General features: G+C 70.6%; 21 protein-coding genes, 2 pseudogenes and 1 CRISPR repeat array. Of the genes and pseudogenes, 12 read left to right on the forward strand and 11 right to left on the reverse strand.

Translation table 11 applies throughout. From position 1 onward, the window contains the following. Positions 1-248: 248 nt before the first annotated feature. Positions 249-4,109 (reverse strand): nSTAND1 domain-containing NTPase, encoded by a 3,861-nt coding sequence (locus ACZ6EM_RS32515; protein WP_465773933.1) that lies wholly within the window; start codon positions 4,107-4,109, stop codon positions 249-251. 365 nt (positions 4,110-4,474) lie between these two features. Here ACZ6EM_RS32515 and ACZ6EM_RS32520 point away from each other — a divergent pair, with 365 nt between their 5' ends. The 6 genes from ACZ6EM_RS32520 (at position 4,475) to ACZ6EM_RS32545 (ending at position 7,846) form a co-directional block, all read left to right on the forward strand. Then, positions 4,475-4,915, forward strand: coding sequence for a hypothetical protein (locus ACZ6EM_RS32520; RefSeq protein WP_331768596.1), 441 nt, complete (start codon positions 4,475-4,477; stop codon positions 4,913-4,915). A 110-nt stretch (positions 4,916-5,025) separates the two neighbouring features. Beyond that, complete coding sequence (locus ACZ6EM_RS32525) at positions 5,026-5,442, forward strand: DUF2690 domain-containing protein (RefSeq protein WP_331768597.1); 417 nt, start codon at positions 5,026-5,028, stop codon at positions 5,440-5,442. 202 nt (positions 5,443-5,644) lie between these two features. Continuing rightward, on the forward strand, positions 5,645-6,073 hold the full coding sequence (locus ACZ6EM_RS32530; RefSeq protein ID WP_465773934.1) for a DUF2690 domain-containing protein: 429 nt from the start codon (positions 5,645-5,647) through the stop codon (positions 6,071-6,073). A 314-nt stretch (positions 6,074-6,387) separates the two neighbouring features. Further along, complete coding sequence (locus ACZ6EM_RS32535; RefSeq protein ID WP_465773935.1) at positions 6,388-6,828, forward strand: spore-associated protein A; 441 nt, start codon at positions 6,388-6,390, stop codon at positions 6,826-6,828. A 196-nt stretch (positions 6,829-7,024) separates the two neighbouring features. Continuing rightward, complete coding sequence (locus ACZ6EM_RS32540) at positions 7,025-7,366, forward strand: spore-associated protein A (protein WP_465773936.1); 342 nt, start codon at positions 7,025-7,027, stop codon at positions 7,364-7,366. 123 nt (positions 7,367-7,489) lie between these two features. Continuing rightward, positions 7,490-7,846 (forward strand): spore-associated protein A, encoded by a 357-nt coding sequence (locus tag ACZ6EM_RS32545; protein ID WP_452178495.1) that lies wholly within the window; start codon positions 7,490-7,492, stop codon positions 7,844-7,846. 700 nt (positions 7,847-8,546) lie between these two features. Here ACZ6EM_RS32545 and ACZ6EM_RS32550 read toward each other — a convergent pair. From ACZ6EM_RS32550 to ACZ6EM_RS32560, 3 genes and pseudogenes are all read right to left on the reverse strand, one after another. Next, positions 8,547-9,188: a hypothetical protein gene (locus ACZ6EM_RS32550; protein WP_452178496.1), complete on the reverse strand. Its 642-nt coding sequence runs from the start codon at positions 9,186-9,188 to the stop codon at positions 8,547-8,549. A 142-nt stretch (positions 9,189-9,330) separates the two neighbouring features. Next, positions 9,331-9,969: a S1 RNA-binding domain-containing protein gene (locus ACZ6EM_RS32555; RefSeq protein ID WP_465773937.1), complete on the reverse strand. Its 639-nt coding sequence runs from the start codon at positions 9,967-9,969 to the stop codon at positions 9,331-9,333. A 640-nt stretch (positions 9,970-10,609) separates the two neighbouring features. Further along, positions 10,610-10,750, reverse strand: a pseudogene (locus ACZ6EM_RS32560) (SMI1/KNR4 family protein); the annotation flags it as partial. A 127-nt stretch (positions 10,751-10,877) separates the two neighbouring features. Between ACZ6EM_RS32560 and ACZ6EM_RS32565 the strand changes: the two are divergent. After that, entirely contained in the window at positions 10,878-11,315 is a 438-nt protein-coding gene (locus ACZ6EM_RS32565) for a hypothetical protein (RefSeq protein ID WP_465773938.1), read from the forward strand. Positions 11,316-11,330: 15 nt separating this feature from the next. Here ACZ6EM_RS32565 and ACZ6EM_RS32570 read toward each other — a convergent pair whose 3' ends face one another. From ACZ6EM_RS32570 to ACZ6EM_RS32595, 6 genes are all read right to left on the reverse strand, one after another. After that, positions 11,331-11,831, reverse strand: a complete 501-nt coding sequence (locus ACZ6EM_RS32570; RefSeq protein ID WP_465773939.1) for a hypothetical protein — start codon at positions 11,829-11,831, stop codon at positions 11,331-11,333. A gap of 117 nt (positions 11,832-11,948) precedes the next feature. Continuing rightward, positions 11,949-12,749 (reverse strand): IS21-like element helper ATPase IstB, encoded by an 801-nt coding sequence (gene istB, locus ACZ6EM_RS32575; protein WP_465773940.1) that lies wholly within the window; start codon positions 12,747-12,749, stop codon positions 11,949-11,951. After that, positions 12,746-14,383, reverse strand: coding sequence for an IS21 family transposase (istA, locus tag ACZ6EM_RS32580; protein WP_465773951.1), 1,638 nt, complete (start codon positions 14,381-14,383; stop codon positions 12,746-12,748). The genes istB and istA overlap by 4 nt, the downstream gene beginning before the upstream one ends. Positions 14,384-14,466: 83 nt before the next feature. Beyond that, complete coding sequence (locus ACZ6EM_RS32585) at positions 14,467-14,991, reverse strand: SMI1/KNR4 family protein (protein ID WP_465773941.1); 525 nt, start codon at positions 14,989-14,991, stop codon at positions 14,467-14,469. 240 nt (positions 14,992-15,231) lie between these two features. Beyond that, a CRISPR array of direct repeats spans positions 15,232-15,625; the repeat unit is 28 nt; unit sequence GTCGGCCCCGCATGCGCGGGGATAGCTC. 199 nt (positions 15,626-15,824) lie between these two features. Then, positions 15,825-16,445 carry a 2'-5' RNA ligase family protein gene (locus ACZ6EM_RS32590; protein ID WP_331768606.1) on the reverse strand — a complete coding sequence of 207 codons (621 nt, stop codon included), beginning with the start codon at positions 16,443-16,445 and terminating at the stop codon, positions 15,825-15,827. Between the two features lie 102 nt (positions 16,446-16,547). Then, a complete protein-coding gene (locus ACZ6EM_RS32595; RefSeq protein ID WP_465773942.1) occupies positions 16,548-17,930 on the reverse strand; it encodes an XRE family transcriptional regulator in 1,383 nt (460 codons plus the stop codon). A gap of 473 nt (positions 17,931-18,403) precedes the next feature. On the opposite strand from ACZ6EM_RS32595, the gene ACZ6EM_RS32600 reads away from it, so the two are divergent. The 5 genes and pseudogenes from ACZ6EM_RS32600 to ACZ6EM_RS32620 all read left to right on the forward strand — a co-directional run bounded on the left by ACZ6EM_RS32600 (position 18,404) and on the right by ACZ6EM_RS32620 (position 23,894). Beyond that, positions 18,404-19,648, forward strand: a complete 1,245-nt coding sequence (locus ACZ6EM_RS32600) for a TfuA-like protein (RefSeq protein WP_465773943.1) — start codon at positions 18,404-18,406, stop codon at positions 19,646-19,648. Next, positions 19,638-20,780, forward strand: a pseudogene (locus ACZ6EM_RS32605) (YcaO-like family protein). Before ACZ6EM_RS32600 ends, ACZ6EM_RS32605 begins: the two are co-directional and overlap by 11 nt. After that, a complete protein-coding gene (locus tag ACZ6EM_RS32610) occupies positions 20,777-21,643 on the forward strand; it encodes a class I SAM-dependent methyltransferase (RefSeq protein WP_465773944.1) in 867 nt (288 codons plus the stop codon). The pseudogene ACZ6EM_RS32605 and the gene ACZ6EM_RS32610 overlap by 4 nt, the downstream one beginning before the upstream one ends. Continuing rightward, on the forward strand, positions 21,640-22,656 hold the full coding sequence (locus tag ACZ6EM_RS32615; protein ID WP_465773945.1) for an NAD(P)H-dependent glycerol-3-phosphate dehydrogenase: 1,017 nt from the start codon (positions 21,640-21,642) through the stop codon (positions 22,654-22,656). The genes ACZ6EM_RS32610 and ACZ6EM_RS32615 overlap by 4 nt, the downstream gene beginning before the upstream one ends. Before the next feature lie 380 nt (positions 22,657-23,036). Next, positions 23,037-23,894, forward strand: a complete 858-nt coding sequence (locus ACZ6EM_RS32620) for a hypothetical protein (RefSeq protein WP_465773946.1) — start codon at positions 23,037-23,039, stop codon at positions 23,892-23,894. Positions 23,895-24,675: 781 nt separating this feature from the next. On the opposite strand, the gene ACZ6EM_RS32625 is transcribed toward ACZ6EM_RS32620, so the two are convergent. Beyond that, positions 24,676-25,473, reverse strand: coding sequence for a hypothetical protein (locus ACZ6EM_RS32625; RefSeq protein ID WP_465773947.1), 798 nt, complete (start codon positions 25,471-25,473; stop codon positions 24,676-24,678). Positions 25,474-26,098: the final 625 nt, after the last annotated feature.

A 26,098-nucleotide genomic window follows, 5' to 3' on the forward strand; every position in this document is an offset into this window, starting at 1 on the left:
GGCGGCTGGTCAGCGGGCGACGACGACCGTGATTGGCGTGTCGTCGCAGCCGGCCGCGATCTCGTGGAGCGCGTTCAGCTCGATGGGATCGACGGCGAGTCGCCAGCGGGTCTTCACGGCCACTCCGAGGCCCCGGACCTCGTCCTGCTGCTCACCGTGAACTGGAGCGTCGTCGGCAGCTGGTCGTACGGCTGGACAACGAGCGCCTGATCGGCGGCGAGGGCTCGCAGGGAATCGCACCGTCGGGGTCAGCAGACCTTCCGGTAGGGCACTTCGGGGAGGTACGTGTCCCAGTCGGTTTGCGGCAGTCCGCCTCCGGCCCGTTCGCAGATGTCGGCGGCTTCCCGGTCCGGGGCCATCATGACCTCGTGCCCTGGTGCGTGCTCGGTCGCCATGCGCAGGGTGCGGTCGTCGGGGCTGAAGGCCAGGGAGAGGGTGGCGCCTCCTGGTGTGGGGAGGGCGGGGCCGAGTGGTTGGTGGGATGCGAGGTCCCACATCCGCAGTGTGCCGTCGGTGCCCGCGGCGGCCAGGGTGCGGCCGTCGTGGGAGAACGCGAGTGCGGAGATGGGGTCGAACACCCCTGTGGCGTTGGGTCTGAAGGTGCCGGGCAGTACGCCCAGGTTCCGCTCGGCATTGCCGTCCCAGAGTGTGACGCGGCCGGCTTCGTCGCCGGTGGCCAGGTACCGGCTGTCCGGGCTGAAGGCCACGGCGTGGGTCGTGTTCTGGGTGAGCGCACGGGGGTTCACCTGGCCCGATGGCAGGTCGGCGAGTTGGTTGTGCGAGGTGACGAGGAGTTGTCCGTCCGGCCGGACGGAGAGTTGTTCCCCGCCGATGCCGGAGATCACCCGTGTTCTGGCCCTCTGGGACAGGTCCCAGACTTCCACGGCCTCCTCCTGCGGCATCCGTGACACCAGGAGCGATCGTCCGTCCGGTGTGAAGGCGATCGCGTTGACAGTGGACACGGTGAGCCTCTCACCGGCCACGAGGTCCAGGGTCGCGGTGACGCTGGCGGTGGAGACGTCCCAGATGGACACCCTGGGGGGTGCGTCCCACTGCAAGCGGTCGAAGACGCTGAAGGCGAAGGCTCCCCCGTCGGGACGAAAGGCCGTGAGGACGGTGCAGGGCATGGAGCTCTGACGCTGCGAGGTGCAGGACGTGGCGGGGAGGTCGACGACGTTTCCTGGCCCGCGGAGATCGCGCAGTTGGAAGCGGTACATGTCCCCGCCCTCGGGCGACGTCAGCGTGGCGAGTGTGCTGCCGTCGGGGCTGAACACGGCAGCCGCGATCGGTCGGCTCGTCCAGGCCGGAGCGAGGACACTCGTGAGGTCGATGGTGCGGACCACCGCTCCGGTCGGGCCCTCCAGGTAGCGGATCCTGTGTGCGGCCGGATCCAGCCTGAACTGGCTGGCGTCGGTGTTGGCGAGCGGATGCCGCAGGAACGGGACCGATGGGGTGTCAAGGCGCCACAACAGCACCTCCTTGCCGTCCGACGCCACCATGAGCGTTCCGTCCGCGCTGAACGCCGCCTCCCTGATGTCGGCGTGTTCGATCCGCGGGAGCTCCGTTCCCGAGGCGATGTCCCAGATCCGGACTCCGCCGCTGTCGACGACTGCCAGCCGGCGGCCGTCCTGCGCGAATCCGACCGCCTGGTTGAGGCACTGCTGCGCGGTGACGTCGGGGGCCCAGGGGGTGGGGACCTGGCGCTGTTCGGGCACATTCCACACCTGGACGGGCTCGCCCGGAACGCACAGCGCCATCAGGCGGTCGTCGGGGCTGAGCGACGCATCGGGGTACGGGTAGTGCTGCATGCGGTCCTCCACCCACATCCGCCGCTGCCTGGCTTCAGGTACGCCGTGTAGCTCGTCGGGGCCGACCGGCCTGCGCTCACCGCCCCTGGTGCGTCGTTCGAGCAGCAACCGGCCGTCGCGGACATCCCGGACCTGGACCACGTCGTCCTCGCCCGCGACAGCGTAGAGGAGCAGGGTCCGTCCGCTCGGGCTGAACCGGGCCGCGGTCGGGTCCAGCCCGGGACCGGAGGAATGGCGTGACACCGGGGTCGCGCCCGTACTCTCCTCGGGCAGGTTCCACACGTTCACATGGTCGTGCTCGAACACGGCGAGGGTCCGGGCGTCGGCGCTCATGTCGTCCACGTCGTCCGCTTCGGCCCCCAATCCGGGCAGCGAAGCCACCCGGCGGTGCGTGTCGACGTCCCACTTCACCACCTCGTCGCGGCCGACACCGACGAAGGTGCGGCCGTCGCCGCTGAGGAAGTGGGTCTGCGGGACGGACTTGCCGGAGGGCGGGTCGGTGAAGACGTCCTGATCCGGCTGGACGGCGGCGCCGAGCAGTGCGGACCGTGACTCGGGAAGATCGGCGGCCTTCCACGCGGCAAGGCTCAGCCGCATTGCCGTGAGGGGGTCGGAGGTGCGCATGCCGTCCGCCACCGCGGCGGCCCGGCGGGCGGCGGCCTCCGTGCGACGCCGTTCGCCGGTCCGATTCTGCTGCCACGCGATCACCCCGGTCAGCAGGACGAGGACGACCAGGGCGGACAGCGTGCCAAGGAGGGTGCGCAGCCGTCGGGCTGAACGTGCCGTGCTTCGCTGTTCTCGGCTTCGGGCGGCGAGAGCGGCCCTGACGAACTCGAACTCCAGCGGGGTGAGGTCGTCGCGGTGCCCGCCGGTCGCGAAGGCCGCTTCGGCCGCTGCCAGAAGAGTGCCCCGGTAGAGCGCTCCGGGGTCGCGGCCCAAGTCCTCCCAGGCCTTGGCGGCCTCGGTGAGGCGCCGGTGCTGGCGCAGCCTGTTGCGGGCGTCGTCGACCCACGCGTTCAGCCGCGGCCAGCAGCTGATCAGTGCCTCGTGGGCGAGGTGGACGGTGTCGCCGTCCAGGGTGATCAACCGGGCGCGGGCCAGGCCTTCGAGCACCCCCGCGGTGCCGGTGTCGCCGGTGCCGCGGGATTCGAGTTCGGTGCGGTCGGCGGGACGGCTCGTGTCCTGAGCGCCGTCGCCCGGGGTGACCAGTCGCAGCAGGATGCGCCGGGCAGTGGTGGCCTGTTCCGGTGTCAGGCCGCCGTAGGCTCGCTCCGCGGTGCGGGCGATGGCGCCGCGTACCCCGCCGGCGGCTTCGTAGGCGGCTTCCGTCAGTGTCCTGCCCTTGCGGCGGCGCCAGGTCTCCAGCAGGGCGTGCGACAGCAGCGGGAGCCCGCCCGGTTCGCCGTCGACCTCCTCGATGATCCTTGAGGTGAGGGCGCGTTCGACGATCAGGCCCGCGCCGGCGGCCGGCTTGACGATGGCCTCTCGCAGCTCGGCCGGGCCCATCGGCCCGACCAGCAGCGTGGCCTCCCGCAGGGCGACGGCCAGGCCGTGGTGGTCCGCGCAGCGGCCGAAGAAGTCCGCCCGTACTGCCAGGACCACCCGTAATCGGCTGTCCGGATCACACGCTGCCAGCAGCAGGTCGAGGAAGGCCGCGCGTTCCGCCGGTTCGGTGCACAGCGTGAACGCCTCCTCGAACTGGTCCACCACCAGCACCGTGTCGCCCGCGCCGTTCGCGGGCGCCACCGCTGCGGCATGGTCGGAGGCGGGCCGCGGGCCCGGAGTGAGGACCCGGATGGCGGCCGGACCTGTGCCCGTCGCGCCCCGGTCCCGGAGCGCCGGAATCAGTCCGGCGCGCAGCAGGGAGGACTTGCCGCTGCCCGAGGCGCCCACGACGGCGACCAGGCGACGGGAGTCCACCAGGGCCAGCAGGTCGGCGACGAGCCGGTCCCTGCCGAAGAACCGCTCCCGGTCACCGGGTTCGAAGCGGGCCAGGCCCCGGTACGGAGCATCGGCGTCGTCACCGTCCTCGGCGGCCGCGTCCCGCACCGCGGCGTGCCAACGCCGCTCCCACTCCGCGGTGTCCCCGCCACAGGCATCCACGTAGGCCAACGCCACCGGCAGCGACGGGAGCTGCTGCCCCCCGGCAGCCCGCGACAGCGTCGCGACCGAATACCGGGTACGGCCGGCCATAACCCGGTAGGTGACGTCCCCTGCATCCCGGCGTAGCTCGCGCAGCTCCGACGCGAAGCGCTGGACCGGCCCGGCAACGGGATCCAGCGGGACCTCCTGGCGCCCCATCCTGTGTCCTCCCCCACTCGGCGACACCACCGGACCGGCGTCAACCTACGGGCCGGGGAAACCCACCGCAACGGCTTCTCATCAGCCTGTCTCGTTCCAGCGGTCCTTCCGACCTGCGGAGCGGCATTTTGTTTCGTTCGGCAAGGAGGGCTGCGCAACAACCGGTCGGCTGTGAAAACTCGAACCGTGCCGGGGCCAAAGCACAGCAACGGCCGGCCCTGGCACCGGCACGACCGTGCCCCGGGGACGCCACCGCCCGTGTGCGGGCCGCGTTCACCGCACCCGTGAAGGGCAACGGCAACCGAGAACCACAGCTCTCGGGCCGCCGTTCAGTCCCTTCCGTTCCCACGCCGAAAGGAGACAGCATGGCGATCGTCAAGATCCGTACCGCCTTGGTCGCACTCGCGTCGAGCGCCGCGCTCATCAGCGGCGCCGTCGTCCTCGCCGATCCGGCCGCCGCCGCGTCGCAGCAGCTCGGCTCGCCGGTCAGGACCGTTGGCAGCCCTTACCACTGGCACGACCTCATCCAGGCCACCGGCGAGTGGGCGGAGATGGACGTGTACTGGGGGGCCGACGGACACGAGTACGTCGACTCGTACCTCGTCACCAGCCACCAGGGCCAGAACCTGTGGGTCCTGACGTGGAACGGCAGCGGGTGGGACTGGTTCGGTACTCCCGCTACGAAGGAGGTGGCGGGTGGTTGGTGGCTGGCTGGCGACTTCGGGCGCTCCGACGCTGGCACGACCATCAAGCTCGCCATCTATGACTGGGACACCGGGCGCTACATCTACACCAACGCGCACTGAGATCACACACTGCGGCCGACGGCGTCGCGCTGACCGGTGCACATGCGGCAGGCAGTGCTGAGCCTGCCAGGCAACGTCAATCACCTCTCTCTTCAGGGAAGGAAATCCGCATGAAGCGTACGAATCGTCTGGCCAGGGCCCTGGTCGGTGTCGCGGTGGCCGCGACGGCGCTGGGCGGGCTCGCCGCTCCGACCGCATCCGCCGCCACGCCCCGAGTCACCGCCGGCTGCTACGGGTCCTCCTGCAACGGGCAGGACCCGGTGGACATGGGCTGCAGCCCGGACGCCTACACGGTGGAATCGGTGGATTCGGCGAAGGGCACGATCGAACTCCGCTACAGCCCTTCGTGCAAGGCGAACTGGGCCCGGATCTCCGGCGCCTCGAACGGGCAGGAGTTCTACGTGTACAACGAAAGCCTAGTCGTGTGGTGGCACGCGATCGGCTCCACCGGCTACGGCGACATGGTCGATGGCTCGGGCAAGGCGCGTGCCTGCATCTCTAGCGGCGCCTGCACAAACTGGCACTGAGGCTCCTTCGCCCGTTCGGGCATCCGGGGAGCTGCGGTGGTAGCGCAGCTCCCCGTCCTCGGCGGGGTCGGCAGCTGACGCCCGGATGGGTATGGCCCACGGTCAGCACCCCACCCGCGGTCCTGCCATCCCGTGCCTCGCCGGGCGCACGCCGACACACGCAACTTCTGCCGATCCCCTTCTTACAGGGAAGGAAATCCGAGTGAAGCGTACGAATCGTACGGTCAGGGTCCTCGTCGGTGTCGCGGTGGCCGCGACGGCGCTGGGCGGGCTCGCCGCTCCGACCGCATCCGCCGCCACGCCCCGAGTCACCGCCGGCTGCTACGGGTCCTCCTGCAACGGGCAGGACCCGGTGGACATGGGCTGCAGCCCGGACGCCTACACGGTGGAATCGGTGGCCTCAACGTTGGGCACGATCGAACTCCGCTACAGCCCTTCGTGCAAGGCGAACTGGGCCCGAATCTCCGGCACCTCGATCGGGCAGAACTTCTGGGTGCAGAACACGAACCAGAACATCCACGGGTGGATCGCGACCGGCTCCACCAGCTTCGGCAACATGGTCAACGGTTCGGTCCAAGCGCGAGCCTGCATCGATAACGGGGACCAGCCCATCTGCACCGGCTGGCACTGAGGCCCCTCTGCCCGTTCGGGGATCCGGGGAGCTGCCGCGGTAGCGCGGATCCCTTCCTTCGGTAGGGCCTGCAGTTGATGCATCGGCGGAGCCCGAAACCCGCAGTGCGGGCATTCGCATGGCTCCGACCCTTCCGCCGGGATGGTCCGAAGCGGGGTCGGCGCGACCACCCAGGTGGGGCGTGACTGACGGTCACGCCCCACCTGTGCCCCTGCCATTCCCACTTCCCGGCCAAGCGCACTCCGAAATCAGTCCGGGCGAATTCTCGCCGATGAAATGAACCGCCACACGGAGATCAAACCTGAGGGAGAGAAATGAAGGGCAACTTCAAGGCAGCCGCAGCATCGCTGATCGCCAGCGGAGTGCTGCTGATGGCATTGCCTGCAACGGCAACCGCGGCCGAGGTCCCCTCGCGCCTCGGAACGGATCAGGCGGCCGCCGGATACAACGGCGCCTGCGGCAGCGGATACCGGGTCATCGACAGTCTGCGGCTGGAGTCGGGCGCCAACATCTTCCTGACCTATTCGGACAACGGGTACAACTGCGTCGTGACGGTGGCCGAATACCCCGGGGCCGCCCGATCCATGGACGCCTGGATTCAGCGGACCGGCGACTACGCCTCCCGTCAATCCGACAGCGGTAACTACGCCGCTTACGCCGGCCCGGTCTTCGTCTACGCCAAGGGAAGCTGCGTGGACTGGGGCGGCTCGTACCTCTACGGAAAGTACTGGCAGAACAACGGGCACTGCGATTGATCCCGCCGTCGCGGCGCTCTCCGATCCCCCGCATTCCCGGGAATTCCGACCCGGATCATCAACCCCACCCACTCGGTCAGTCACACAGGGAGTCCAAGTGAGGACAATCCAGTCGTTCCGCCTTCGCGCAGGAATCGCCCTTTCGTCGGCGCTCGTGGGCCTCTTCGCTTTTCCGCAAGCGGCCGCAGCAACTCCGGTGAACGGGACCTACAACGGATCGTGCGGCGCCGGATACAGCGAGGTCGATTCGCTCGACATCAGCGGATACGGGCGCACCTTTCTGACCTGGAACAAATCCAACGGCTACAACTGCGTCGTCACACAGAAGTACGGAGCGAACGACGGACCCGTCGAGCTCTACTACATGACGGCCTGGATCCAGCGGACCGCAGATGGCTTCGAGGAGGAGGACAAGAACCTCTACCACCACTACGCGGGTCCGGTGTACGCGAACGGGCGGGCCACCTGCATCAACTGGGGCGGCTACGTGGACGACGCACACACCGGGGCGTACCAGTACAGGTCGCACTGCGGGTAGCGAGGAGAAGGAGGAACGATCATGATCGTCGAAGCACTCCATTGCGGTGGGGTCGGCCCTCGCGACGGTCCCGGACGGTTCCGGGGCCTCAGAACTTCCGTTCCCGCCGTCATCGCGGGAGCCATGACGATGGGACTGCTCGCCCTCGCCACTCCCGCCGCCCACGCTGACGCGTCCGGACTCTGCGGGAACGGATACAAGCTCATCGACTCCGCGCCGATCGGGAACCTCGGAGCGGCCTACCTGACCTGGAGCGCGGAGTCGGGCCGGAACTGCCTGGTCGTCGTGCGCAGCCATCCGGGCGCCGCCCTCTCGATGAATGCCTGGATCGGGCGGGACGACGGCATCCAGGACATCGACTCCGGCTACTACACCTCGTACGCCGGCCCCGTCTCCGTGGACGGCCGCGGCACCTGCATCGACTGGGGCGGTGTGATCCACGACCAGGAAGTCAGCCGCTGGCACACCCACTGCGGATAGCCCTGCCGCTCGGGAGGGGTGCCGTGCCCAGTCCGACGGCCTCTTCACCTGACGAGAAAGGAGGACACCCGATGACCGACACGCTCGGAAGGATCGGCACGCTGGCCGGCGCGCCCACCGTGGGGCTTGCCCCCGTGACCCTGGCGCCCGGGACGGCCACCGCAACCACCAGCGCCCACAGCGGAGTCTGAGGCGCCGGCTGCACCGTCGTCGAACACATTACGATGACCAGCGACGGTACCGTACCTGGAGGACGCCTTCCTCACCTACAACTCCTCCAACCGGCTACAACTGCTCGATCATGCAGATCGCGCCGGGATCGGGAACCACCTGTGCGATAGCCGAGCTCCGGCTCACCGACGGAGGAGGAGGGTGGGACGCCGACTGCTTCTCCTCGTACGCGGGGCCGGTCTGCCTCTACGCGAAGAACTTGTGCATCCACTGGAGCGGCGGCATCGGGGGAGCAGCGACAGGATGATGCTCGCAGGTCATTTCAGAGCCGACTCCTACTGCAGGTGACAGTCCGAGGACCCGGCTCCCCGGTGCCCGGGGTGAAGTGCACACCAGGGGCACTGCGCGGGCGGAACGTCGATCGGCAGAAGAGACCGGGAGGCCGGCACCGTCATGGGTGCCGGGCCTCCCGGTCGCCGGCCGGTGACATGTCGGGTCCGACCACAAGCTGGTCGACGTGCCGTACCTCTCAGTCCCGCCAGCGGGGAGCCTCGTCGTCCGGGGTGTCAGGGCCGGCGAAGTGGAAGGGCACCGACAGGTGCCCGGCCAGGGCCCGGCCCGCACGTGAGGCGGCCGCGGCGCACGCGAGCTGTCCGCCGCCGGCACCCTCCCCGCCGTCCAGGTAGCGCCTTGCCGTGGTGGAGTGGATGGTGGCCAACGGATGCTCCTGCGCGGGGTCCTCGGTGATCGCCAGCAGGACCGTGAACCAGTCGTGGACGGTGTCGCCGTCCCAGACCGCCTCGATCGCCACGACGCGGCCGGGGCAGCCGGCGGCACGAAGCGCCAGGGACTCCAGGTCGAGGGGGCTGTCGGGGCTCCGGGCGATCCGGTCGCCGTGGTGGGTGTAGCGGTCGTTGACGATGTCCTGGGCGATGCCGATGCCGATGCCGGAGGGGACACGGCCGACATCGAGGACGGTCCGCAGCGCGCGGAAGAGGGAGTCCTGGAGGACGTACCCGTCGATCTCGTCACGGATCCCCGCAGGCAGGCTCTCCCACCATGCGGCCCGCGCCGCCTCGTCCATCTCCACCGGTGCCTCCCCCGTTCCGCTGCGGCCCTTTCCCAGCAGGGTGGTGCGCCACGCTATCCGAGGCGGTACGAACGAGCGCACGATTTTTCCTGTCCCACCCCCGACGCGGGCGCGGCAGCGAGGACGTCCTCGCCTGCGCCCCGGGCCTGTGGGAGAACGAGGCCCGCCCGGCCGGGATCGCCGTCCGGCTCTGCACCGAGTGCGTCGCCGTGCCTTGGGAGGATCACGATCGGCGGGAGGGGAGCTCCCGCCGCGACAGCGTCAGCTTTCGGCGTCCTCGGTCGATGTCGGTGACGACGACCAGGCCTTCGTCGCCGACTCCTACGACCTCCTGCGGTGTCAGTACGGGTGCCCGTGCGAGGTCCTTGAGGTGGATCAGCCCCTCGACCCCGTCGGCCACCTGGACGAAAGCGCCGAACGGAACCAGCCCGGTGACCCTTCCGCGCAGTCTCCGGCCCGCCACGACGCCGTCGGCGAAGTCCTGGAAAGGGTCCGGCCGTGTAGCCCGCAAGGACAGCCTGGCCTCCCCGTTCGTGGTGTCGAACTGGAGGAATTCGCACGAGACGCGCTCACCGACCCGGACGATGTCCGAGGCCGTTTCGAAGCGACACCAGGACAGTTCGGGGAACGTGATGAACCCGACCCCCGGGAAGACCGGATGGGCGGGCCCGTCGTCCAGCGCCACGAACACGCCGAACGACTCGATCGACGCGACCGTTCCGGCCAGGATCTCGCCGGGGGCGAGCAGCTTCAGAAAGGCCCACAGCTCCGGGTTCCCGGTGGCTGCCATCGACAGCCGTACCCGGCCCTCGGGCCGGTCGACGGCGATGACCTCAGCGGTGATCCGCCGACCGACCTCCACGCCCTCGGTCCGAGGCCGCCCCCAGGGCAGGTCCAGCGAGCCGACGAACCCCAGCGGTCTCGCCGGGAACCCCGTCCAATGTCACCGCGACGCCGGAACGGGTGGTCTCCGATACGACCCCAGCGCACAGGTCGCCGACGCGGATCGCTGACAGAAAGCTCCGTACGGCGCGGTCCTCCGGTGCTTCGTGCATACCGGCAAGCCTTGCACGGAGGGTGGGGTGGGCCGCCGGGAGGCGGGTGTCGGACTCGGCTCGGGCGGGGCCGAGCCGGTCCGGCTGCAGTTCGCTGCCCTCCCCCGCCCCTCTCCGCCCCGCAGCGCGAGCCGCCGCCTACGCGCCGACCGGCTCCGACCGCACGAAGGACGTCCTCGCCGCATGCCGTTCACGTCCGTCCGCCGAGCACTACCCGGCCGCATGTACGGGCTTGGCATGAGACAGCGAGGTTGATGGCGCCGGCTGCCGCGGATGAACGCGGTTGCGACCTCTGGGGACAGCGGCCTCCACTGCTGCCTGCGCATGCTGAGCCCTGGCACGGCTGACAGCGAAGCCCGGAATGACCCGTCGTCCTGACCACGGCCCGGGTCGGCCCTGCCCACGAGTCCCGGTCCTGACTCGGACTTCCGTGTCGCCGTTAGGGAGTCAGATCCTTGGTGCCAGGCGATGGCGGATCGGATGGGCACGAAGCCGAGGCGAGGTGAGCTCCAGGGCCCGGTTGTCGAGTCCTGCGCTCATGTGGTCGAGCCAGCGTTCGTACCAGTCGAGGAAGTCGGTGGCGGAGGTGGCTTCGTTCACGTGAAGTAGCAGCGATTGGTCAGCACTTTGGGCAGCAGTTGGCGATCTTGAGTGCTGCAAATGTTCACGAGAGATGACGTCACCCTGCGGTGATTCCGTTCGAGATGATGGGGCTGTGGATCTCCGTTACTTCAATCAGACCGGCTGGATTGCGATCTTCAACGGCACCGAGAATGAGATCGGTCGCATGGTGCGTGTGGAGGGCTGGGACCAGGCCACCGGGGCGGCGCTGGTGGTCGACCGGAAGCGAGGAGCCCTTCGTTCGGTGACGGACTACGAGGACTTCTCCCACCTGGAGCCGGCCGACCAGGTCGTTGCCGCGGTGCCCGGCGGAGGATGGCGAGCTCACTGGACGGACCAGGGACCCGGCGGAACCCCGCTGACCGAGCAGGTCCTCGCGTGGCTGATCACGTCGAACGGACGGGCAACGGCTATCACGGTCGACGAGTACGGCCATGTCGAGGACGCCGACAGCGCAGACACCTTCATCCCGCCGGGCGAGGAGCTTGGGCCCGCAGACGGGATCGTGATGGGCGAAGCCGGCATCGCCTGACGGATCCGACAACCACTACTCGTGCTGGTTCGCGATCCGTTGGCCGATCTGTTCGAGGAACTCCTGCAGGCTGACTGCGGCGACGTCGAAGTCGTCGGACCAGGAAGCTGAAGTGGACTTCCAGACTTGTCCGCTGTCGCCGATCGCGAACAGGCGGCCGCCACCATCACTGGCGAATACCAGTGCGATCCACTCACCGTCGATCGGCGCGGGGCCGTACTCGCGGAAGTGTTCGGCCACCGTCGCGGGTGAGTGGATGAAGTACCCGCTGTCGACATCGGGCAGGGCGGCCTCGCTGATCACCCAGTAGAGCGTGGTCAGGTCGGAGGGGATCGGTGTCAGGTCCACAAGTGCGCTCGTGGCCTGGTGGCTGTCGTCGGTCGCGAGGACCACGGCGTTGTGGCCGGGCGGGAAGCCGTGTGTCGTGAGGAACGACTGCATTAGCTTCGTCAGCGCCGCATCAGCCTGCTCCCACCAGGATCGGACCCAGTCCGCGTCAAGCCGCTCGCCTGGCACGTTTCCCCCTCGAATGCGCGTGTGGCCCGCCGGCGCGAGTCCGGAAGAACATACCGAAAGGCGGTGGCGGTCCTCCGCCCGGAGGGCGGAGGACCGCCGAGTAAGGGCAAGCAGCAGTCAGCCGGCCTTCGCCGGTTCCTCGGCCCGCGCCCGCGTCGAGGCAAGCCGGTAGGAGTCGGTGCCCGTCGCGATGATGGTGCCGTTGAAGGTCAGGCGGTCGACGATCGCCGCGCAGAGGCGGGGGTCGGTGAAGGTCTTGGTCCAGCCGCCGAAGGATTCATTGGAGGCGATGGCGACGCTGTTCTTCTCCTCGCGCTCGGTCAGCACCTGGAAGAGCAGTTCGGCGCCGCGGCGGTCCAGCTCCATGTAGCCGAGCTCGTCGATGCAGAGCAGGTCGACGCGGCCGTAGCGGGCGATGGTCTTGTTCAGCTGCTTCTCGTCGGCGGCCTCCACCAGCTCGTTCACCAGCTTCGTGGCGAGGGTGTAGCGGACCCGGTAGCCCTGCATGGCGGCCTCGGTGCCCAGGGCGATGAGCATGTGGGACTTGCCGGTGCCGGAGTCGCCGATCAGGCAGAGCGGCTGGCTCTTCTTGATCCACTCGCAGCTCGCGAGAGTGTTGATCACGGCGGGGTCGATGTTGGGGTTGGCGTCGAAGTCGAAGGTCCGCAGCGACTTGTCCCGGGGGAACCCGGCGGCCTTGATCCGACGCTCCGAGCGGCGCCGGGCCCGGTCGTCGCACTCGGCCATCAACAGTTCGGCGAGGAAGCCGCGATAGGTCATCTGGTCCTTGGCCGCCCGGTCGGCGATGTCGGCGAACTCGTTGCGGATCGACGGCAGCCTCAGCAGCCGACAGGCGGTGTCGATGGCCGTGGTCGCGGCCTGTTCGGTCAGTCCTCGCTGGCGGGGCAGGTTGGTCATGGCGCTTCTCCCTCTCGGCGGTCGCCGCCGGTGCGGCGGTGTCGGAGCAACTGGTCGTAGTGGGTCACCGAAGGCAGCGGCCTGGTGTCCGGAGGCAGGTGGTTGAGCTTCCACTCGTGCAGGAAGGTCACGGTCGCCTCTCTCGGCCCGGCAGACGGCCGCAACGAGGGGACGGCGGCGGCTGGCTCGTCCTCGGTCTGGGCGGCCTTGCGGGCCTCCAGGGCAACCGCGTCCGCGGTCAGAGCTCCGGCCCGCAGGGCGGTGGCCAGGCCGGCGACGACGTGCTCGTGGGCCAGGTGACGGCCCAGCAGCAGCACCTCGATCAGCGCCCGGGTGCCCTCGGCGTCGCCGTGGGCCCTGACCGCCGCGGCCCACCAGGCGTCGTGGACCGGGGTGAACTTCCCGGCGGAGCGGGCCTGGTCGAGCGCGGTCGCGCCGGGGAAAGCGCCCGGCTTGCGGACCAGGGCCTCCAGGTAGTGGTCCAGCTCCAGCCGGCAGGCGCCTTTGGCGATCAGCCGCTCGTGCCGGGCGACCTCCACGTTCCTGTCGTAGACCACCAGATGGGAGGCGTGCAGCAGCACTCGGACCCGCTTGCCGATCAGGCGGACCGGCACCGAGTAGCGGTTGGTGCGGACCGCGATCTGGCCGTAGCGGTCGACCCGCGGGGTGAACACCCGCCCGGTCTCGAACGGGTCCTCCGGCAGTGGCAGCAGCCGCGCTCGCTCGTCCTCGAAGTACTCGTCGACCGTCCTCGCCCGGGAGCCGATCCGGCGCCGCCCGTCGTGCCGGTCCCACTGCTCGACCAGCTCGTTCAGCTCCGCCAGCGACTCGACTTCCGGAACCGGCGCGAAGTGATTGCGGCGGAAGTAGCCGATCTGGCCCTCGACGCCGCCCTTCTCGTGGGCGCCCTCGATGCCAGGCCTGCAGTAGAAGCTCTCGATCCCGAAGTGCGACTTGAAGGCAATCCACCGGTCGGCCTCCACCCGCGCCCGGCTCAGCCCCAACACCCGGGCGACGGCGGCCTTCAGGTTGTCGTAGCGGACCTTGCTCCGCGGGACGCCGCCCAATGTCTGCAGCGCGTGGACGTGGCCCTCGAAGAACGCCTCCTGCCCGCAGGACGCGAAGACGCGGTGGACGGCCTTGCCCGAGTAGGACAGCCGGAAGGAGAACAAGTAGCAGGTCACCAGCTCGCCCGCGAGCTTCACCGTCACGTCGCCGAAGTCGACCTCCGCCTCCATCCCGGGCTGGTGCGTCTGCGGGACGAACGCCTCGATCGGGGCCTTGCCCGACTCGACCAGGATCTGCGGCTTGCGGTCAGCGACGTAGCGCCGGACCTGCTGGTAGGAGATGTCGGCGCCGTGCTCGTCGACCAGGCGGTGGAAGATCCGGGTGACCGTATGCCGCTGCTTGCGCGGCGCGTCCAGATCCGCCCGCAGGATCCCGTCGATCACCGCCTTGTACGGGTCCAGCCCGGTCGGCCTGGGCGGGAGCTTCTTCCGCGGCTCAGGCCAGACCGAGTCCACGGCCTTCCTGATCGTCCGCCACGAGACGTTGTACTTGCGCTCGATCTCCCGCAGCTTCATGCCGTTGCGGTGGTCGCGCCGGATCGCGGCGTACAGCTCGACCTTCGACATCTGCGGCATGACCAGGGCCTTTCACCAGGAGCACCCCGATGCTGCCCGGGCAAGTACCCCGGTGACGTCAAAACTCGTGAACATCACCCGTCCGTGGTTCGAGGTGCCTCCCAAACTCGTGAACAACTGACGTCAGGACTCGTGATTAAAGCCACGGAGGAGACGTTGGGACCCCAGTAGCCGTCACGGTTGCCGATGAGGACGCGGCCCACGAGAGGACCGGTCACCGCGACGACGCATACGTCGGTGCAGCCCATCTCGATGATGTGGAGGAAGAGGTCGCGTTCGTGGGCCCCGGGTTTCGGGCTGCCGAAGCCCCGCGGTGCTCCCGGTTCTCCGCGCGGATTCATGACCAGCAGGGAGCACCGCTCCAGCGGCCTGAGACCGTAGATCGGTGCCGCGCCGGAGCCACCGATGTGCGTGAGGAACTGCCGGTAGGCATCAGGCACGATGATGTCGTGTTCGGCCTCGAACGCAGCGACGCGTGCTTCCGCCAGCTTTGGACCGAGGCGGAACCTGTGCTGCTCTTCCCCGAAGGAGTGGCTGCGCACCGGTTGGAACGTGATCGCGGCCAGCTTGCGGCGCAGGCGGGGTATGCGGGGATCCATGGTGCGTCTTCTCTCGTTTCCGCCACCCTGTCGGAGGCCGGGTCAGCGGCTCTCGGCGCCGACCAGAACTGTCCCGTGGGCGCGATCTTTGTGTGGCGCGTACTCATTGACGCCCACCACTTGCGGGGCTGGCGGCCCTGGACCGGGAAGGGAAGTGTCGGCCCTCTGTCGCAGGCGGGGTCCTGGATTTGAACTGAATGAATTGGCATACCCTGTGACGGATCACGGCAGGTCAGGAAGGTCGGCCCCGCATGCGCGGGGATAGCTCCGCAGCGAGCACTGTCGCTTGCAGGAGCGCAGCGTCGGCCCCGCATGCGCGGGGATAGCTCGATGCCGGTGTGCTCGCCGTCGTCGAGGAGTTCGTCGGCCCCGCATGCGCGGGGATAGCTCCCAGAGGAGTCCCGCGGTCTGCCGCGAGGGGGCGTCGGCCCCGCATGCGCGGGGATAGCTCCGCGGTCGCGATGCGGCGCAGGTCGTACCCGAAGTCGGCCCCGCATGCGCGGGGATAGCTCCAGTGATCCGATGGCCCGCATGGTCTTCGTCCTGTCGGCCGCGCACGCGCGGGGATAGCTCCGGCTCGTAGCCGAGCCCGGTCAGGTGCCCGTAGTCGGCCGCGCACGCGCGAGGATAGCTCCCCCGGGACCTACGAAGGATGCTCGCAAGCTCGTCGGCGTCAGGTCTGCGGCGCCGTCCGCCGGCTCGCCCTCCACCTCACTGAGCCCTGCACCATCGTCGGGAAATCGACCGTCACCGTCGGTACCACCGCCGAGGTCACCGCCCTCGTCCAGCGCCTGGCCCCGGCGGGCACCGGCGTCGCCCGGACCAGATGTTGCTCAGCCGAGTGGTACGCGGGCGGCGGTCTCCCACTCGTACATCTGTCGGTCGCGGCCCAGGACGATGAGTTCGGCCGCGGTGACGCGGGCGGTGGCCGGGTAGGTGGTGACGGTGGCGAGGGCGTCGGCGGCCGGTTGGGCCGGGCCGTCGGCACAGGAGTAGGCCACCGAGACGTGGGGCCGGAAGCCGTCGGCGGGCTCGGGGACCTCGGGCCAGACGTCGGCGATGGCCGCGCGGAGGGCGGTTCGGACGGTGTGGACGGGCCCGGCAGGGTCGATGGTGAGAAGCAGGGCCTCGGGGGTGACCATCGCCGGTCCCAGTGCGAGGTCAAACGCCGGGATCTTCGCGAGGTGGTGGGTGGCGGCGTCGGCGATCGCGAGTGCGTCGGCCTCGCTGACCTTGGCGGTGGAACCGAGGCCCTGCATGGTGAGGTGCAGCCAGCGGTCGGGGACCAGGTCCAGGCCGGGAACGTCGGCCAGGGCGTGGCGGTAGTCGGCGGCCAGGCGGTGGACGTCTTCGGCGCCGTCGAAGGTCAGATGCCAGGTGTACCAGCGGGTGCCCGGTTCCCAACCCGGCCGCCACCACCAGTGATCGGCCATGCGCGCAGGGGTGTCAGTCATGAGCCGATCCAATCACTGTCCGGGGAGGCGAGGGAGAGGGCGAGTTTGGCCTCGCGGATGGCGGTCTCCACGACGCTTTGCAAGCGGCGTCCGGCGGCGCTGTCACCCATGGGCGATCCGGCAGCGTCCCGGGCGAGGTCGCGCAGGCGCCGCCGGACGGGGGGTGCGGTGTTCGGCGGGCAGTGCGAGAACGGGGGCGAGCGCGTCGAGGACGCCTTCGGGTTCAGCGGCGAGCAGGTGGGCACCGGCGCGGGTGATGTGGAGCTGGGCGATGGTGCCCAGGGGCCGGACGTCCTGGCGCTGAAGTGCGGCGAGTCCGCGGTCGGCGTGGGCGAGCGCCTTGGCCGGGTTGTCACCACGCAGGTAGACGGCGGCTCCGTAGTTGGCCAGCCGTCCGTCCGGGCAGGCGAACAGCCCGCCGACCTGGTCGTGGAGTATGTTGGCTCGGTCGCCTTCGGCGGCCTCCTCGGCTCGACCGAAGGCCGCCATCGCCTTGGCGCGCGCGCCGACTTCCGCCCATGCGTCCGCAGCCTGGCAGTGGAGCAGCGCGGTGACGGTACCGGGTGCCTGGAGGGCGGCGCCGTGGTCGGCGTGCTGGACGGCCGCACGGAAGTCGCCGGCCCAGAACGCGAGCTTGCTGCGCGTGGCGGCGACCCAGGCCTCCAGGCCCGGGTCGCCGGCCATCTCGGCGGCCACCATGGCGGCACGGATGTGCGTCGAGGCCTGCCGCTTGTGCCCGAGGTCGCTGGTCATCCAGGCCATCATCGCGGCCAGATACCCCGCGGTCGTGAAGAGCCGTTGACGGTGTTCCAGGTGCTGGTGCCCGTACAGCAGGTCCCACACCCGGACAGCTGCCCTGTGGGTGTCCCCGAAGACCCTCAGCGGGTCCTCGGCCATCAAGTAATCGGCGGCGAAGCCGCGGGCGTCGGCGGCGAACTGCTCCACACTGATCGGCCCGCAGCTGGGCACCTCGGCCCACTGTGTCCATTCCGCCGACTCGTCGGCCGCGGTACGGATGAGGTCGACACCGGTGAGCGGCACGTCGGGCACCGGGGGGACGGGCACCGCAACGGCCGTAGCCGGATCGCCGGCGGCCTGGTGCCGCAGCACGCGCAGATCCGACTCGGGCAGGGCCCGGCGGTCTTCCAGATCCAGCAGGTCCTCCAACGAGGCGCCGTAGAGCTCGGCGAGGACGGTGAGCACCCGCAGGGTGACCCGCCGGCCCGCCGCGGCCGGCCACTTCTCCCATTTGCCGAGAAGGGAGGCGTCCGTCGCGGGCCCGGCGGCCCCGACGGCGTTGTTGAACCGGTCGGCCGCCTCCTGGAGAGTCCAGCCGTGGACGTGGCGCCAGGCCTCCCGTGGACGGCAGCCGAAGCGGGTGCGCATCTCGGCGGCGATCGTCGCGATCGGGGCGCCGACGGCGAGGAGTTCGGTCCGGAGCGAGTCCCGGTCGGTCTTGGACCCGGGCTTGGGGCGTGGAGGCATGGTGGCTCCCGGATGCGTGCGGTGAGCAGCCTGACCACGTCACCGTAGCGACCCGACTACGCCGCATGGGTCACACTCCGCGAATCTGATGTGACGCACAGTCCTTATCTGGGTCTGCCTCGAAACATCCACCCAGGTGAGCAAGCTGACGCCGGTCCAGAAAAGGCGGTCACCGCTGCCCGTGACCGAAGCGGGTCGCGAGCGGGACCGTAGTACCACCGCCGTCCACTGCGCGTCCGCTCTCGGACGGCAGGGACGCGAATCGAAGGAGGGCACCATGCAGTCGAAGTCCGCCGCCATCCCCATCGCCGCGAGTACCGACCCGGAGGAGAACCCGCAGGTCCTGGAGGACCTGGTGCTCGCCGAGGACGTCGAGCAGGAGTGGTAGTCACCGCCGCTGCCTGAACCCGGGGTGGCGGCCCGCAGGCAGGGGCCTGTGGGCCGCCACCCCGCCCTATCTCCTGGGGGATCTGATGATTCATCTGTACGTCGGGCCGACGCTCGGCCCGTCCGAGCCCCTGCTGCACCACCCGCGCATCCGGACGCACCTTCCGGCCCGGCACGGCGACCTGTTCACTGACTCGATCGCCGACGGCGACCGGATCGTCCTGATCGACGGGGTCTTCCACCAGAGCCCGGCCCTGCGCCACAAGGAGATCCTGGCCGTCCTGGGGCGCGGCATCGAGGTGTTCGGCGCGGCGAGCATCGGGGCTCTGCGGGCGGCCGAGCTGGCCCGGTACGGGACGGTCGGTGTCGGGGCCGTCTACGGCGCCTACGTGCGCGGTGAGATCACCGGCGACGACGAGGTCGCCGTAGGGCAGGCCCCGGACGGGCCGCGGCAGGCGTTGACCGTTCCGCTGGTCAACCTCCGGCACATGCTGGAGCTGGCCGGCCGCGAGGGTGTCGTGGACCAGGCCCGCGCTGAGACCCTGCTGGAGCGCTTCCGGGCGGTGTACTACCCGCAGCGCACCGCGGCGGCCGTCCGCGCGATCTGCCGTCGGGCCGGCGCGGTGGACTTCCTCGACTGGCTCGCGGGCCGGCGCGCCGCCGACCGACACTTCGGGGACCTGAAGCGGGCTGATGCCCTGGCCGCCGTCCACCGGGCCCTGGACGACACCCCGGTGCCCGTGGCGCCGGTGGTGGCGGAGAACTCCTACTTCCGGCAGTGGGCCAACGCCCACGCCCGGCAGCGGGTCGGCGGTCTGGACTTGCTGACGCTCGACCGGGTCGTCTACCAGCAGGTCTTCGACCCCCGCTTCCCCGCACGCTGGCACGCCTTCCTTCAGGAGCACTCCCGGCGCGCGGCCGGCGACGGCCGGCCCTTGGAGGAGCGGCTTGCCGACGCCGGCGGCCTGCCCGCGCACCGGGTGTTCCGCCCGCCGGTGGACCTGCGTGACGGGCGGGTGGTGGCCCGGCTGCTGGCCGGGGAGACCCTGGCCGACCGGCTCGCGGTCGCCCGGTACGCCGCGGCCCGGTACGCCGCGGCCCGGGACGCCGCGGCCCGGGACGCCGCCCGCGCACGGCCGGGGTTCTCGGTCGGCGCGGTGCGGGCCGACCTCGTCCGCGGCCTGCTGACGCGGGCCTGGCAGGTGGACGACAGCCGGCTGGACGACGAAGCGTCCGCCCGCGGGCTGGGGTCGGCGGTACGGGCGGTGGACGCGGCCAGGGCCCTGGTGCCCGGCTACCTCGACGAGCGCAAGGAGTCCCATGCGCGATGACCAACTGATCGAGCTGCCCGGCACGGTCCGGGCCCGGCCCCCGCAAGAGACGTGGAACGCGCTGTCCGGAGCCCTGCCGTCCTACGGGATCACCCGGGTGGCCCGGCTGACGGACCTGGATGTGATCGGCTTGCCGACCTGGACGGCGATCCGGCCCGCCTCGCTGACCCTGAGCGCGTCGCAGGGCAAGGGGCTGACCGACGACCTGGCCCGGCTGTCTGCGGTGATGGAGGCGATCGAGCTGTGGCACGTCGAACAGCCCCTGCCCGTGTCCGTGCGCGGACGGGCCGTGGACGTCGCCCCCGACTGCCCCGTGGGGGCGCTGCCGCTCAACGGCCCGGTCGACGAGGCGGCGCTCGCCCGGGTGGTGTGGGACTGGACACCGGCGACGGGACTGGTGCGCGGCACCGGCATGCTGCTGCCGGTGGACCTGGTGCGCCGCCGAGCGCAGCGCGGTGACTGGAGTCCGGACCTGCTGCGGGCGACCAGTACGGGGCTGGCCTGCGGGAACAGCCGCGAGGAAGCGGTGTTGCACGGCCTGTACGAGGTGGTCGAGCGCGACGTGCTGCACCGCGACATCCAGGCCGGCGGCTGACTGCGGGTCTGGATCGAGCCGGGCACCGTGGACGATCCGGCGGGACGCGAGGTGGTCGAGCGCGTCCTGCGGGCACGGATGGAGCTCGAACTGGCCCTGGTGGAAGGCCCGTACGGGCTGCCGGTGTGCCTGGCCTACCTGTGGTCGGAGGACCTGCCGGCGGTGTTCGCCGGGGGAGGCTGCCACCACAGCCCGGGGATCGCCCTCACGCGCGCGGTGACGGAGGCCGCCCAGTCGCGCCTGACCCTGATCGCCGGGACCCGCGACGACCTGCCCGGCGACATCGCACCGGCCGGTGCGGCCCTCGCCCGGCCTGCGCGCCCAGTGCTGATCCCCTGGGAGCGGGCCGTTCAGGGCTTCGCGCCCGCCGCCGGGTCCTTCGCCGAGCGGGTGCACGCCACGGCGGCGGCCGTCGAGCAGGTCACCGGGCACGAGCCGGCCGCGATCGCCCTGTCCGGACCGGACGATCTCGTGCCCGCGGTGCACGTCGTGTGCCCGGGCGCCGGCTCCCGGATGACCAGGACGATGCCCCGATGACCCCCGCACCGCACACGGTCCCCGACCGCGCTGCTCACGAGACCCAGCTCGCCGGCCGGTTCGACGCCTTCCACGTGGCCCGCTCCCGCTCCTCGACCACCGCGCGCCTCTACGCCCAGGCACTCGGCGAGGACTACCCCGAACAGGTCGGCGCCTCCGGCTCGTGCGACTGGGCCCTGCTGGGGCTGCTGGTGACGCGGCTGCGCCTGCGGCCCCGCCAGGTCCTGGTGGAGGCGGGCTGCGGTACCGGCGGCATCGGCCTGTGGCTGGCCCGAGCCCTGGACACCGACCTCGTCGGCCTCGACCTGTCCCCCGTCGCCGTACGCCGGGCCACCGCCCGCATCCCGCACTTCGGCCTGGCGCAGCCCCGGGTGTCCTTCAGGGCCGCATCCCTGGAGGACACCGGCCTGCCGGACCAACGCGCGCACGGCGTGGTGTGCGTGGACGCCCTCGGCTTCGCCGCCGACCGCCAGGCCGCCCTGCGTGAGCTGGCCCGCGTCCTGGTCCCCGGCGGCCGCATGGCCCTGACGCGCGCCACTCGCCGCACCGCCGATCCCGCCTGGGCCGAGGAGGCCCAGGCCGCCGGGCTGGTGCTGGAGCACCTGGACGAGCGGCCGGGCGAGCCGGCGATGTGGGACCGGCTCTACGGCCTGTGGAACGTTCACCGGGCACAGCTGGAACGCGAGCTCGGCAGGGAGCAGGCCGCCGGCATGCTCGCCGAAGCCCACCGCCGCCGCCCCACAATGCCCGGCCGCCGCGCGGTCCTGCTCACCCTGCACCGCCCCCCGGATACGCCCGGCCCGCCGCGCGTTCCCGTTACGATCCGGGAAGGCCTGGAGATCCCCGAGAGGAACCGGACATGAGCCCCGCACACCCCGCCGTCCGCGCGGCCGTCCTCTCGGCCGGATCGTGGGGAACCGCCGCGGCGAAGATCCTCGCCGATGCGGGCACCGGCGTCACCCTGCACGCCCGGCGCCCCGAGATCGCCACCGCCATCAACACCACCCGCCGCAACCCCGGCTACTTCCCGGACATCGAACTGCCCGCCACGGTCACGGCCACCACCGACCCGGCAGCCGCGCTGGAACGGGCCGACTACCTGGTGCTCTCCATCCCCGCACAGTCCCTGCGGGCCAACCTCACCACCTGGGCCCCCTTCATCCCGCCCACCACGCTGGTGGTGTCACTGATGAAAGGCATCGAGCAGCACACCGGGCTGCGGGCCAGCGAGGTCATCGCCGAGACCACCGGCATCCCCCCACAGCGCATCGCGGTCCTGTCCGGCCCCAACCTCGCGCGCGAAATCGTCACCGAACAGCCGGCCGCCGCCACCATCGCCTGCCCCGACGCCGACGCGGCCCGCCGCTTCCAAGCCGCATGCCGCACCCCCTACTTCCGCCCCTACACCAGCACCGACGTCATCGGCTGCGAACTCGGCGGCGTCCTGAAGAACGTCACCGCCCTGGCCGTCGGCATCGCCGCCGGAATGGGCATGGGCGCCAACGCCATCGCGCTGCTCACCACCCGGGGCCTGGCCGAGACGTCGAGGCTGGCCACCGCACTCGGTGCCGACCCCGCCACCCTGGTCGGGCTGGCCGGCCTCGGCGACCTGGTCGCCACGTGTTCGTCCCCGCTCTCCCGCAACCGGACCTTCGGCCACCACCTCGGCACCGGACTGAGCGTCGACGAGGCAGCCGCCGCCACCCGCCAGACCACCGAGGGCGTCAAGAGCGCCGACGCCATCGTCGCCCTCGCCCGCGCCCACGGCATCGAGATGCCCATCGCTCAGACCGTCGCCGCGCTGCTGCGCGGGGCGCTCACCCTGGACGAGGCAGGCACCGCGTTCATGCAGCAGCCCGCGAACCCCGAGCGCTGACCGCCGTCCCTGCGGGCTCCACCACCTCCCTCCCGCTCCGGAGGTCGATCCGTCATGCCCTCAACACTCGCCGAACTCCTGACCTTCGCCCTGATGCTCTGGATGGGCGTCGGCTTCACCCGCCGCCCCGGATGCTGGTTCCGCTGGAAGCTCTTCTCCCACGCCACCTTCAGCATCGTCACCCTCACCGGCACCAAGGACGGCCGCACCGAGCCGGTCAACCCGTACGCGGAGCTGTCACCCGGCAGCCTCATGCTGCCCCCCCGTACTCCAGGCCATCATCAGCCACTACGTACGCACCGGCCGCTACGACCGGATCGACGGTCACGGACGTGTCCTGTCCGCCCGAGGCGAGCAGCGGATCGAGGTGCGCAACAGCCGTGTTGTGGTTCGTTGACGCCGTCACCTCCGGGTTCCAGCACCCCACCGACCCCTCCCGCCTCCAGATGTTCCGGATCGCCTTCGGAGCTGTCCTGACCTTCCGCTTCGCCGCCGCCTTCACCAGTGGAGGGTGGAACCGCTTCGCCCCGGGCCAGGTCCAGGCCGCCTTCGCCCGCCGACGCCACGGCGACACCCGGGCCCGCGTCCTGTTCGCCGTCCACCGGCCGATGCTCGTCCTGCGGGCCCTGGCCGCGCCGGCGCTGGCCCTGGGCCTCGCACCACGCCTCACCCTGCCGATCGTGCTGGCCGGCGCCGCCACGGAGTTCGCCTACCTGCGAAGCCCCAGCGCCGTCCGCTACATCATCCTCACCGGCGGGTGCCTCCTGCTCGCGGGAGACCTCGGTCACGGGCTCACCCTCACGCATTTCCCCAGCCACGCCAACACCTGGGCGCAGTGCCTGCTCGTTCTGGCCACCTCGGACATCTACCTCAACTCGGCCTGGCACAAGATCCGCTCCAGCCAGTTCCGCAGCGGCCTCTACCTCGCGCAGTTCATCCACACCTACGCCCAGGTCAAGAACGACCTCCGCCACCGGCGCCAGTTCGCCATCCCCCGGCTCGTCCAGCAACACCTCGGCAACCTGACCGCCTACGACATCCGTGCCTGGCGCGCGCTGTCCGCCACGGTCATCGTGGTCGAACTCGCGCTACCCATCGGCCTGATCCTCCCCCAGACCAGGCCCTACGCCGCAGCGGCCGGCATCGCCATGCACGCGGCCTTCTCCTGCCTCAAACCCGTCCAGCTCGTCACCTTCTCCGGACTGGCCACCGCAAGCTACCTCGCATTCGCACCCTGACGCCCGGCGCCATTCGATCTCGACCAGCCGCCCCCGTACCACGATCGGCGGACCCGGGCGGCGGCAGGATCCGTGGCGCACCAACCCTCGTCGGGCCAGCAGATGATGGGCAGCATCGGTCCCTGCGGCCACGGCCAACCCTTACTGGCCGGACAACAACTCGCTCAGCGTCGACTTCGCGATGCCCAGCTCCACTCGCGCAGCCGCCTGCGGAACGCCCCGCGGGGCCTGAGGGTGTTCGGCCGCCACGTCGGCGACCGGCCGCCGTCACCGACCTCGCACCCGACTTCGCTGACCTTCTTCCCGCGATCCCGCGCTGCGGCCGCAAGAGGGGGTGAGCGGGCCCGCCGTGGTCTCCGGCCTCGGCTCAGGAACTCGCGAGGAGATCGAATGGACTCAGGGTCGCTCCTGCACCTCCATGCCGTCGTACGTCCCGCCGACGCACTTGCCGAGCCCGGGTTCGATCTGGAAAACCTCCCCGCCCCCGTCCAGGCACTGTTGCGGGTAGACCCAGGCGTCCGCGTTGGCGAATCCCGCGCTTCCGAGCGTGAGAGCAACGGTCGCGGCGCACAAGGCAACTGCTATAAGGGCACGACGCATGGGGACATCCTCGGGTCGTATCGGTTGGGCAACCAGCCAATTGGATCCTCGTTCGGTGCCCGGCCCCGGTGTTCCTCCAATCGTGGGCGCGTTGTTCGACCACCACGGAACCGCAGGTCAACGTGCTCGACGCCGCCCGCATCGGGTCCCGCCCACCGCTCCCTGGTGCGGACGGCGGGACCTACCCGAGGAAGGGGTTGGGGCTGGCGGCGAGGCCGTCGGCGGTGAGGGTGTCGGCGAGGTGGGTGAGCTGGGGGTGGGTGGAGGCGACGGCGCGCAGGAGGTCGCGCACGCTGGGCGCGGGGTCGAGTCGGCGGCCGCGGCCGCTGGTGAGCAGCGGGCCGGCCTCGGGGCTGCTGTGGGGGGCGGCGGTGCGGCGGTGGGGGAGGTAGTCCTCGACGGCGAGGGCGACGGGTGGGGGGAGCTCCTGGAACCCGGTGCCGCCGCCCTTGAGGGTGACGAGGGCGGTGGTGCGGTGCTGCTCGCGCACGATGCCCTCGACGTCGAGGGCGACGGCCTGGTGGGCGCGCAGGCCGCGGCCGAGGACGAGGTAGCCGAGCGCGCGGGCGCGGTGGGGCATCAGGCCGCTGTAGCGGTCCAGTGCGGAGACGTAGAGGGTGGATTCGGCGCGGGTGAGGGCGGGGCGGCCGGGGAGGTCGGCGACGGAGGGGCGCAGGGTCTTGGGGGCGGGGTTGACGATGCCGGGGTCGAAGCGCTGGGCGTGCTGGTAGAAGCCGCGCACGGCGCTGACGAGGAAGGCGCGGGTGCGGGCGTTGTCCGCGGCAGCGGCCCAGTCCTTGACGTCGCGGCCGCCGGCGGCCCAGACCCGGTCCCCGATGTACGCGATCCAGCGCATGACCTCGCGCGGGTAGTTCAGCTGGGCGCTGTCGCCGAGCGGGGTGGTCGTCAGCCAGTCGGTGAGCACCTGCTCGGGATCGGGGTGGAGGCCCGGGGTGGACGCGTCGGCTGGGGTGTGCATGGGCTCAGGGTGTCACAGGCAGGCGAAGGGAGTGTCCGGGGCGGGTCCCGTGCGATCGTTCATGGCAACCGAGGTTGGTGTGACCCGTAGTGTGGGGCCCAGGACAGAGGAGTCTCCAGAGGTCTTCAACCACTTCTCCCGCAGCAGGGCCCGCTCGGTGATCCAAGTTGGCGTAGTGCACGGGGACTTGCCTGTCCAGGCTGTGTCTCAGCACCCTCAGGGGGAACGACTGTTCGTCTCGGTCACCCCTCGGGACTCCGACTCTGGCACTCTCCGCGAGGTGCACGTGGCTGTCGAGGCGTACACCCAGCAGGCTGTCATCCTGCACTGACTACGCCCGGTCATCGTTCAGCGTTACGACCGACCTGACGACGGGCCTGAGTCCGACATAGTCTCGATGTTTTCGCATATGGGGCTCCGGCAGACCGAGAGGCGGGAGTTCACGGTGGAGCTCGAAAGGTCACCCCGGCATCACGACGTCGACCTGAACCAGCCGATCGGACCGTGCGGTTCGCTCCGTCCCGGGGGACTGATACCGGTGGGCTCGCGTATTCAACCGTCGCGAGTTGACCCACCTCGTTCCGGTATTGCTACTGAGCGTGACAGCCTTGGGGGGAGACTTTGG

Source organism: Kitasatospora sp. NPDC041917, assembly GCF_055589745.1.

Coding starts and splice junctions, on each gene's coding strand:
- ACZ6EM_RS32515 (WP_465773933.1), bottom strand. CDS start 4,109: ATGGGGCGCCAGGAGGTCCCGCTGGATCCCGTTGCCGGGCCGGTCCAG.
- ACZ6EM_RS32520 (WP_331768596.1), top strand. CDS start 4,475: ATGGCGATCGTCAAGATCCGTACCGCCTTGGTCGCACTCGCGTCGAGC.
- ACZ6EM_RS32525 (WP_331768597.1), top strand. CDS start 5,026: ATGAAGCGTACGAATCGTCTGGCCAGGGCCCTGGTCGGTGTCGCGGTG.
- ACZ6EM_RS32535 (WP_465773935.1), top strand. CDS start 6,388: ATGAAGGGCAACTTCAAGGCAGCCGCAGCATCGCTGATCGCCAGCGGA.
- ACZ6EM_RS32545 (WP_452178495.1), top strand. CDS start 7,490: ATGACGATGGGACTGCTCGCCCTCGCCACTCCCGCCGCCCACGCTGAC.
- istB (WP_465773940.1), bottom strand. CDS start 12,749: ATGACCAACCTGCCCCGCCAGCGAGGACTGACCGAACAGGCCGCGACC.
- istA (WP_465773951.1), bottom strand. CDS start 14,383: ATGTCGAAGGTCGAGCTGTACGCCGCGATCCGGCGCGACCACCGCAAC.
- ACZ6EM_RS32585 (WP_465773941.1), bottom strand. CDS start 14,991: ATGGATCCCCGCATACCCCGCCTGCGCCGCAAGCTGGCCGCGATCACG.
- ACZ6EM_RS32590 (WP_331768606.1), bottom strand. CDS start 16,445: ATGACTGACACCCCTGCGCGCATGGCCGATCACTGGTGGTGGCGGCCG.
- ACZ6EM_RS32595 (WP_465773942.1), bottom strand. CDS start 17,930: ATGCCTCCACGCCCCAAGCCCGGGTCCAAGACCGACCGGGACTCGCTC.
- ACZ6EM_RS32600 (WP_465773943.1), top strand. CDS start 18,404: ATGATTCATCTGTACGTCGGGCCGACGCTCGGCCCGTCCGAGCCCCTG.
- ACZ6EM_RS32610 (WP_465773944.1), top strand. CDS start 20,777: ATGACCCCCGCACCGCACACGGTCCCCGACCGCGCTGCTCACGAGACC.
- ACZ6EM_RS32615 (WP_465773945.1), top strand. CDS start 21,640: ATGAGCCCCGCACACCCCGCCGTCCGCGCGGCCGTCCTCTCGGCCGGA.
- ACZ6EM_RS32625 (WP_465773947.1), bottom strand. CDS start 25,473: ATGCACACCCCAGCCGACGCGTCCACCCCGGGCCTCCACCCCGATCCC.